General features: G+C 36.0%; 11 protein-coding genes and 1 pseudogene. 9 read left to right on the top strand and 3 right to left on the bottom strand.

The window, feature by feature from the left end:
- Nucleotides 1-24 precede the first annotated feature (24 nt).
- Together RRG12_RS03615 and RRG12_RS03620 are read left to right on the top strand one after the other, a co-directional pair.
- The gene (locus RRG12_RS03615) at nucleotides 25-303 is read left to right on the top strand and encodes a type II toxin-antitoxin system RelE/ParE family toxin (protein WP_420758384.1); all 279 of its coding nucleotides are present in this window, start codon (nucleotides 25-27) and stop codon (nucleotides 301-303) included.
- Nucleotides 304-382: 79 nt separating this feature from the next.
- A complete protein-coding gene (locus tag RRG12_RS03620; protein WP_420758385.1) occupies nucleotides 383-694 on the top strand; it encodes a HigA family addiction module antitoxin in 312 nt (103 codons plus the stop codon).
- Between the two features lie 126 nt (nucleotides 695-820).
- Here RRG12_RS03620 and RRG12_RS03625 read toward each other — a convergent pair whose 3' ends face one another.
- A complete protein-coding gene (locus RRG12_RS03625; RefSeq protein WP_292728948.1) occupies nucleotides 821-2,581 on the bottom strand; it encodes an AIPR family protein in 1,761 nt (586 codons plus the stop codon).
- 301 nt (nucleotides 2,582-2,882) lie between these two features.
- On the opposite strand from RRG12_RS03625, the gene RRG12_RS03630 reads away from it, so the two are divergent.
- The 3 genes from RRG12_RS03630 (at nucleotide 2,883) to RRG12_RS03640 (ending at nucleotide 3,757) form a co-directional block, all read left to right on the top strand.
- On the top strand, nucleotides 2,883-3,170 hold the full coding sequence (locus RRG12_RS03630) for a hypothetical protein (RefSeq protein ID WP_420758386.1): 288 nt from the start codon (nucleotides 2,883-2,885) through the stop codon (nucleotides 3,168-3,170).
- Nucleotides 3,171-3,235: 65 nt separating this feature from the next.
- Entirely contained in the window at nucleotides 3,236-3,460 is a 225-nt protein-coding gene (locus RRG12_RS03635; RefSeq protein WP_162399555.1) for an addiction module protein, read from the top strand.
- 3 nt (nucleotides 3,461-3,463) lie between these two features.
- Nucleotides 3,464-3,757 carry a type II toxin-antitoxin system RelE/ParE family toxin gene (locus RRG12_RS03640; protein ID WP_420758387.1) on the top strand — a complete coding sequence of 98 codons (294 nt, stop codon included), beginning with the start codon at nucleotides 3,464-3,466 and terminating at the stop codon, nucleotides 3,755-3,757.
- A gap of 119 nt (nucleotides 3,758-3,876) precedes the next feature.
- On the opposite strand, the gene RRG12_RS03645 is transcribed toward RRG12_RS03640, so the two are convergent.
- Both RRG12_RS03645 and RRG12_RS03650 read right to left on the bottom strand, forming a co-directional pair.
- Nucleotides 3,877-4,320, bottom strand: coding sequence for a type II toxin-antitoxin system VapC family toxin (locus RRG12_RS03645; protein ID WP_420758388.1), 444 nt, complete (start codon nucleotides 4,318-4,320; stop codon nucleotides 3,877-3,879).
- Nucleotides 4,308-4,529 (bottom strand): hypothetical protein, encoded by a 222-nt coding sequence (locus RRG12_RS03650; protein WP_420758389.1) that lies wholly within the window; start codon nucleotides 4,527-4,529, stop codon nucleotides 4,308-4,310. The genes RRG12_RS03645 and RRG12_RS03650 overlap by 13 nt, the downstream gene beginning before the upstream one ends.
- Before the next feature lie 265 nt (nucleotides 4,530-4,794).
- Here RRG12_RS03650 and RRG12_RS03655 point away from each other — a divergent pair, with 265 nt between their 5' ends.
- The 4 genes and pseudogenes from RRG12_RS03655 to RRG12_RS03670 all read left to right on the top strand — a co-directional run bounded on the left by RRG12_RS03655 (nucleotide 4,795) and on the right by RRG12_RS03670 (nucleotide 6,901).
- Entirely contained in the window at nucleotides 4,795-5,055 is a 261-nt protein-coding gene (locus tag RRG12_RS03655; protein WP_069068733.1) for a type II toxin-antitoxin system HicA family toxin, read from the top strand.
- Nucleotides 5,055-5,390, top strand: coding sequence for a type II toxin-antitoxin system HicB family antitoxin (locus RRG12_RS03660; RefSeq protein ID WP_199346326.1), 336 nt, complete (start codon nucleotides 5,055-5,057; stop codon nucleotides 5,388-5,390). The genes RRG12_RS03655 and RRG12_RS03660 overlap by 1 nt, the downstream gene beginning before the upstream one ends.
- An 83-nt stretch (nucleotides 5,391-5,473) precedes the next feature.
- Nucleotides 5,474-6,079 (top strand): annotated as a pseudogene (locus RRG12_RS03665) (Uma2 family endonuclease).
- Nucleotides 6,080-6,409: 330 nt separating this feature from the next.
- A complete protein-coding gene (locus tag RRG12_RS03670) occupies nucleotides 6,410-6,901 on the top strand; it encodes a hypothetical protein (RefSeq protein WP_420758390.1) in 492 nt (163 codons plus the stop codon).
- Nucleotides 6,902-7,181: the final 280 nt, after the last annotated feature.

Consider the following 7,181-nt stretch of genomic DNA (forward strand, 5'->3'; position numbering starts at 1 on the left):
ATTAGGTTAAAAAATGAAATATAAATGATTCAAACATTTCAAAATAAAGCATTAGAAAATTTGTTTAGAGAAAATTTTAATAAAGGAGTTCCTGCAAACTTAGAAAAGAAGATTAGAATCAGACTTGAAGTTATAGACTCAGCGTTAATTGTAGAAGATATTAGATTACCGGGTTATGATTTGCATGAATTAAAAGGAGATAGGAAAGGAACTTGGTCAATTAAGGTATCAGCAAACTGGCGTATAACTTTTACATTTGAAGGTGGCGATGCTTATGATGTCAATCTTGAAGATTATCATTAAGTCCTGTGTTAATATGATCTTAATTGGCTAGACAATGCTAAATAAGGTTGATCAAATTATTAAGTAAGAAGTATTAATTATGGATAATTGGCAAGATATTACTGATAATAGATTAGTAAGACCAATACATCCTGGTGAAGTAATTGCAGATATCTTAGATGATTTAGATATTAACACCGCAAATTTTGCAGAAATTTTAGGAGTATCTAATCAAACAATTCAGGAAGTTATTAATGGTCAAAGCTCAATTACAGTAGATATAGCAATACGTCTTGGTAAAGCTTTAGGAAATGGCCCAAGACTTTGGCTTAATCTTCAGCAAAAAGTCGAGCTTTGGGATGCTTTACAAAGCCATAAGGAAGAATATGAGCAAGTCATGACATTGGTTTAGAAGAAATTGAAATTATATAGAGTATAGAAAACAAGCCTGTGAAAGCAGGCTTGTTTTCTATTGTTTTGTTAGTAGAGATAAGTTGTTATTATTTTTTTGATCTTGTCCTGTTCTATACAATTTACTTTATTTAGAATTTCTTTTTGAAAATTCGCTTTCTAGTCTTTTTTTCAACTGTTCAACAAAACTTACAGTTGTGATTACGTCACGATTATCTATATTAATATTTAAATGTAGAAACTGCTCTTCAATAATCTCAGTTCCTTTCTCAAACACTTGCAAATATTCTTGCTGGCTATTAAGCACAGATATAATTTTATTACAATACTGTTCCATTTTTCTTTGATTATCCAGGCTTGGCATATCTGCTCCTGCGGTCAAATACCTCATAGCCATAAGTAAATAATATTTACATTTTTTATACTTAGGGTCTAACTTGTTTCTATTTCTCTGATTAAAAAGATTTTCAAGTCGATAGTAAGCAAAAGCACTTGCATAATAGCTTGTTGGACTATGATTAGCACCAAAAATCTTACTACCTATTTCTCTAGATAAATCTCCATAGGAACGTGATACTCTATGAGGCTGGTCAAGAAACATAGCAGCAAAAGTTTTAATTTGGTCGGGAATTGTAATAACGCGATTTTTCGGTACATCTGCTCTATCGTGATACTGTTTTGAACGTCTTTCATAATATAACTGTTCTCCAGCATGAAAAGATTCAAACGAGTTGTAGCATTGTTCTAATTTCTTTTGGAATTCAGATAACGCTGCAAGTTCTTCTTTTTTAACTGGTGTTTGATGATTAGTTGCTTTAATTATGCTATTTATTACATCATCTTTGTCTGTAACAATTATCTTTACTGGAATTTGTAAATTATTAATACCACTTAAATTTCTACAGTTAAACAAAACGTGGCTTGTTTGACACCCGTTAACTATTTGATAATCTCGAATGTTAAATCTATTGCCAACAGTATCTAATGATTTAGCTATTATTGTTATTCCATTATTTAAGACTGAAAATCTATCTAATTCTCCTGACTTTAATGTAGACTCGATATCATGATTAACATCATTACTTCCTTGAAAGGCTCGAATATTATCATAAAAAATGGATAATCTAATATTGTCGAACTCATCAACTATTAGTTTTCTGAATTCCGAAAAAGGTAGAGTACCTATATACGATTCAGATATTCCTGAGATTTCAGGTAATACTACTCTGCTAGCAAAAATAATATCTGTACTTAATGCTAGTTTTGTACTTTGATATAGCTTTCTAATTTCATCAGCACCTAGTGCCTGAATTTCTACTTTTTCAAATATGTTTTTATCTTCAATTTCATGTTTTTTAGCACTCATACGCCTGACTAAGTTTTTGTCATCAGTCCATTTACCTGTTGTGATATAGTACATCTTGCATAAAGGTCTTCCCCGTAGCATCATACTACTTTTTGAATATATATGTGTAGCTATTTTTGCTTTATATTCAACCATTTCATTGCGTTCTAAAACTGGTTCTTCTTCCGCAAAAAAATCTGAAACCCCCTCAAAGAACTTTAACATATCTCCACTATCAAAAGTGTTTGATGTTTTAGACTGAATAAAGATAAATGTTGCTTCCATACGTTTATTGATATCAGCTAAATCATCAACTTCTTCAATAGAGTCTACAAGTTTACCATTTACAATAATAGCGATGCCATCAAGTCCGGTATCATTTGAACTGCCTACAGAAACATCTTCTACTTTAAAAGTCTCAGGATACTCTCGTGAGATTACGCAGTAGTTACAAAATTTTTCAAAATCTATTGCTTCTCCTTCTGATTCTATTTCATGTTCTTTTAGAAAAGCTTCTATCAAACTTTTGGTAATTCTATCCACAAAAATACCTCCGTAATATGCTTAATCAGTGATGCTTGTGGCTGATAGTAAATGTACACAAAAAGGCTACTAGTTCAAGTATATATAATAACGTAAATAACCAAAAACAATGCAAAAGCCTTTCAAACAATTAATTGTATCCGATCATAAAACGATGATCTGGAAACCCGTGATTGTTAGAATATGCATTACTGTTGAGTTGATTCTAAAGAAATTAGCTGTTGGCAAAACCCCAGAATAAATCCTAGAATCTAATTCACGACTCATACGCGAATAAATTTGAGCAGCTATTGAGAATTGAATGTCTACACAAAGCGATCGCACGATTCTTCCACAACAGGCGATCGCATTATTTTTGAGGTTTTCTGTAAAGCGATCGCACATTCTTCCACAACAGGCGATCGCTTTGTGTTTGAGATTTTCTGAAAGGCGATCGCTCACTCTTCCACAACAGGCGATCACTTTGTGTTTGAGATTTTCTGAAAGGCGATCGCTCACTCTTCCACAACAGGCGATCGCTTTGTGTTTGAGATTTTCTGAAAGGCGATCGCTCTATTGGGCATCAAAGCAGATGCAGCGTTTGATTTGATGGACAAAATCTTGTCGGCTATATTTAAGGTGTACCAGTTGCTTCCTCACTCCAAGTTAATCAGCATGGATATCACAGCTACTTTGAACGAAATCGCAACTCTTAGTGTTGAAGATAGAATCCGTATTGTGCAAGCAATTTGGGATAGCATCGCAGCAGAGCAAGTTTACCCTGATTTAACCGATGCACAAAAGCAAGAGCTTGATCGTCGAACTGCTGACTATGATTCAAATCCAGATAATGTGCTGACTTGGGAGGAAATCAAAGCATCAATTAAGGGGCAGCAATGAATTATGTCCTGGTGTTTCGCCCAGAGAGAGGTTCGAGAAGAAATCAATGATGCACACAGTTGGTACGAGAGTCAGAAACCCGGTCTGGGTGACGATTTTTTAGACTGTGTAGACGAAACGGTGAATCGAATTTCTCAGATGCCAGAATCTTATGTAATTGTCTACGCTGATATTCGACGAGCAGTAGTGCGACGATTTCCTTATGCTGTGTACTATCGGATTGTGTCGAGTCGAGTAATAGTGACAGCAATTTTTCATGGTCGCAGAGATCCAAAATCGTGGCAGACGCGAACCTAACACTATATGGGCGATGTCTAACGACAAGCCGCTATGCGATACGCTTTGTTTTGAGGTTTTCTGTAAGGCGATCGCTTACAATGCATCATACAATCAGCGATCGCAACAGACAAAAAGACTCAAACTATCAGCTCATCCAACACTAACACTGTTAACGCTGGTAAAGATGGCAACCGCGCATCATTTGTCAAGAAAAATGATGCACCTCCACGAATAGCAGTAGCCATTTGAATAGCATCTGGAGTTCTTAAGTTATAATCTGCCCTTAATTGTGCTGCATTTTCAGCAATGTCGGGAAAAACTTCGATAGCTGTTAAACCTTGGGAATTAAATAGAATTTCACGATATTGTTGAGCTAATCCTGTGTTTCCTTGTCGCAAAGGATAGACTAACACTTCCGTGATAGTCAAAACTGATGTTACAACGCTAAACTCACTACGAAACATAGCTTCAAAAAAAGTATCTGTAACATCTAAATAATTAGGATTTTCTTCAATAAAGTAAATCAGTGGAGCAGTATCCAAACCAACAATTTGCCCTTGTAACTGGACTAGCCATTCCATGAATCACGTTCCTGATTAACGTATTCTTGAGCATCAATGCCATTCCAGATTTCTTTACCTAACCCACGTAATTCGAGGATACTACGCTTTGGCTTAGGTATCATCGTCACCTGTTGACGAATTAAGCTTGATAAGTCTTCAATTAAGCGTATTTGCTCTTCAGGAGTTAGGCTTTGAGCTTGCAGTAGTATTTCTTGATAATTAGACATAAAATTTATATTTACACTTCTCTGCATTCTAAGTCAAATATACACAGACGGACTGCATTTCTTCATTTTACAAATAAATGTAGATAGGCTTGATATCTGCTTATTTATCAGAATAACTATTGCGATAGCACTCACTCTTCCACAACAGCGATGTCTAACGACAAGCCCCTACGCTTCTATATTCCAACGATATCAGAATATGATATCATTATATCTGTGGCTATATTCAGGTTAACTGTAAGATGGCTGTAATTGTATTGATTAAATGGATCTTAATAACAAACAACGTCAGATTTTAGAGTTAATTTTTACAAATCCTGTACCATCTAATGTTCTTTGGAAAGATATTGAAAGTTTATTCATAGCTTTAGGTGCTGATATTACTCAAGGTAGAGGTTCACGGGTTCGTGTGAAATTAAATGATGTGAAAGCTGTTTTTCACGAACCGCATCCTCAAAATGAGACAGATAAAGGAGCAGTCAAATCTGTTAGAGAATTTTTAATTAAGGCAGGAATTGAAATATGATGACTTATAAAGGATACACAGCTAGTATAGAAGTAGATGTAGAAGCGGGAATACTTTTTGGTCAAGTCCTAGATATTAATGACGTGATTACCTTTAAGGCAAAAACTGTAGACGAAGCGCGTCAAGAATTTCAAATTTCTGTTGATGATTATCTTGCTTTCTGTGAAGAACTAGGAGAGGAGCCTGATAAACCATTCTCTGGTAAACTTCCATTCCGCACAACTCCAGAACACCACCGCAAAATATTTATTGCTGCTAAAAAGGCTGGCAAAAGTATAAATGCTTGGATGGATGAAATATTAACTGGTGCTGCGGATAAAGTAATCAATACTTAGAGTCAATCATTCTAAATATGTTTTTCGCTAAAGTGCATTCGCTTTTAGCCTTTTTATGGGAATATTCAAATTTAAATTTTTCTATGGATGCGTTAACTATCAACTTTGCTCCTGCTATTCAAATAACAGATGAGCAATTCTTCCAGTTATGTCAGATAAATGAATTAATCAGATTTGAGCGTAATGCTGATGGCACATTGCTACTAATGCCTTTAGTCGGAGGTTTAACCAGCAACCGCAATGCTAACTTAACTGCTCAACTTGGAGTGTGGAATCGTGATGAGTCACTAGGTATAGCTTTTGGTTCTTCCGTTGGGTTTATTTTACCAAATGGGGCAGTGCGTAGGCGTAGCCCGTCGTAGACATCGCCTGACGCATCTTGGTTAAGACGTGACAAATGGGATTATCTCACACAGGAGCAAAAAGAGAAATTTCCGCCTGTATGTCCTGATTTTGTTGTGGAATTGCGTTCTGATACTGATTGTTTAATAAGGCTACAAAATAAAATGCAAGAGTACCGAGACAACGGTGCTAAATTAGGTTGGTTAATTGATTTAGAAACTCGGCAAGTAGAAATTTATCGTTCTGGTAGAGATGTTGAAGTGCTGGAATCTCCTGCTAGTTTATCAGGAGAAGATGTGCTACCGGAATTTGTGCTTAATCTTAAAGATATCTGGTGCATTGATTAAACTACGAAATGCGTAGGCGTAGCCCGCCGTAGGCATCGCCTTGTTTTTGAGGTTTTCTGTAGAGCGATCGCTTTATTGAAAGTGTAGGGAATAGGATTTGTGAATTTGCAGAGTGACGCTAGCTACGCCTGTCATAGACATGAGTTTTTTCAAAAAAAATCTATTTAAATTACTTTTTATAAAATCTTAATATTTCTCAACTAAGTTTAAAAAAACTTGGGATTAAGTTCAGAATTTAAGAGCGATCGCTTTGTAAAGGTTAATTGATATTAGTTGTCAAACTGCTAGTGAGGTTAGAAACTAAAGAAATACAACACACGCAATTATTTTATGACTGCTATTTCTAACCTGGAATTAAAACGGCCAATTTGGCAAACTGCGATCGTCTTGACTTTGGGCTTTTGGCTCAGTGCTAGCGTAGTTTTAGACTGGGTAATTATGCCTAGCCTTTATCTTTCCGGGATGATGAGCCAAGCTGGTTTTACGACAGCAGGCTACACCATTTTTTGGAACTTCAATCGGATGGAATTATTATCTGCTGCTGTAGTGCTGACTGGGGCATTAGCTTTGGGCAAAACTCAATATCACTGGCGTATTCGCAGTGTTGTTTTATCTGTGCTGCTGCTAACTATAGCTATACTTGATACCTATTTCTTAACTCCGCAGATGTGCGCCATCGGTGTTCAACTGAACCTATTTGAAGCCGCTGCTGCTATTCCATCGACAATGAATTTACTACATGGTAGTTATTGGGTACTGGAAGTAGTTAAGCTGGTAGCTGGTGGCACACTTTTAAATTGGTGCTGGCGGGAGCAATTTTAAATAGATGGAGAAGTATAACGGTGAGAATGTCCACTTCTAAATCTCACGCCAAAGACGCAAAGAAATTCTTTGCGTCTTTTTGCTAGATATACCTTATAGGTTAATGAATACCATATCTACGTAGGAGACAGAAACTATAGGAATCCGCTTTGATTTCTGAACGAATTTGCGTAGACAGGCAACAGGCAATCTTGCTACAGGCAACAGTCAAGAAGGCTTCTTAGTTGTACTGAGTTGTACTGAAATTTGTTATAAATCAAATATGAAACCTATGAGTCCT

This window comes from Nostoc sp. CALU 546, assembly GCF_048836525.1.